The sequence below is a fragment of the Planosporangium thailandense genome (genome assembly GCF_011947195.1).
GTDB classification, from domain to species: domain Bacteria; phylum Actinomycetota; class Actinomycetes; order Mycobacteriales; family Micromonosporaceae; genus Planosporangium; species Planosporangium thailandense.
The window spans coordinates 1-1,506 of sequence record NZ_JAATVY010000071.1; the positions used below are offsets into that span (position 1 = coordinate 1).

Below are 1,506 nucleotides of genomic sequence, written 5' to 3' on the forward strand. Positions count from 1 at the left end.
GCGGACTAGACATCCCACGGCTGGAAGGCGTCAAGCGGCGGTGGCCAGTTGTTGTGGTTGCACCGCTGGCCAGGCGGTGCCTTCGCGGTAGGTGGTGCGATGGCGCAGGCAGCCGTGCAGGATGCCGACGAGGCGGTTGGCCAGGGCGCGCAGCGCTTGGTGGTGGGTGGCGCCGCGGGCGCGGTGGGCGTCGTAGTAGGCGCGGGCGCCGGGTGAGACGGTCAGCGCGGTGAAGGCCTGCAGATAGAGCGCGTCGCGCAGGCGTTTGTTGGCCGCGACGCGGGCGAGCACGATCCGGCGGGTGCCCGAGGCGCGGGTGATCGGGCTGGTGGCGGCGTAGTTGCGGCGGGCTTTGGCGTCGGCGAACCGGGTCGGGTCATCGCCGAATTCGGCGAGCACCCGGGCGGCGAGGATCGCTCCCAGGCCGGGTAGGGAGCGGTAGATCTCGGCGTCCGGGTGCCGGTCAAAATGGGCGACCAGCTCACCTTCCAATGCCTCGATCTGGCGGGTCAGTTCGGCCAGGACCCGTACCAGGGCGGTGACGGTGTGCCCGAACGCGAGCTCCACGGTGACCGGGGCGGCCAGCTGCTCGCTGCGCAGCGCGGCCCGGATGGCCTCGGCGCGGCTGTCGACGTTGCGCTGACGGCCGGCGCGGCGCAACACCGCCGCGATCTTCGCCTGCGACAGAGTCCGCCCGCGGGTCGGAGTCGGCGCCAGCGCCAACACGGCGAGGGCGTCGCGGCCGGCGAGTTCGTCGAACGCCGCCAGGGCGGCCGGGTAGAACTCCCGCAGCGTCGAGCGCAGCGCGTTGGCCTGCCGCTGCCGCGACCAGATCAGATTCTGGTGGGCCCGGGCGAGGACCTTGATCGCCTCGGCCAGGTCGCTGTCACCGGCGATCGGCCGGTGATGCTGCCGATCGGTACGGACCAGATCCGCGAGTACCTTCGCGTCGCCGGCGTCGCTTTTCGCCCCCGAGGTCACGTGCCGTTCCCGGTAGCGGGCCACCGACAGCGGGTTGATCGCATACACCTGGTAACCCGCGGCGACCAGCGCCTGCACCCAGGCACCCCGGTCGGTTTCGATCCCCACGACCACCTCGCCCGGCTCGCCGTCACCGAGATGGTCAGCGATCAGGGCGTGCAACACGGCCATCCCGGCCACCCCTTCGGGCAGCCGCCGCCGCGCCAACCGCCGGCCGGTGTCGTCTTGGATCTCCACGTCGTGGTGGGCCTCGGCCCAGTCGTCACCGACGAACAGCACCGCGATCTCCCTCCTGGTCACCGGCACCGGTCACGTCCGATGCCGTGAGGAGGAGCTACGCACGCGCTAATGGATCAGTGCTCGACTCGGCACGCCATCCCACCAGTCGTCTCGCCCCCTCACCGACCAGGGGCGGCACGATCTAGTCCTAGACCTCGAAGATCGGCCCTGCACAGTGCTCAGCCCCTGGCGGCTCGGACCCAACCCACCTACCACAACAACGGGCCGGTTCGAGTCCCATTAGCC

At 71.1% G+C, this 1,506-nt stretch carries 1 protein-coding gene; it reads right to left on the bottom strand.

The features are described from left to right. Positions 1–30: 30 nt before the first annotated feature. Positions 31–1,260 (bottom strand): IS110 family RNA-guided transposase, encoded by a 1,230-nt coding sequence (locus HC031_RS32140; RefSeq protein WP_167929224.1) that lies wholly within the window; start codon positions 1,258–1,260, stop codon positions 31–33. Between the last annotated feature and the right edge of the window lie 246 nt (positions 1,261–1,506).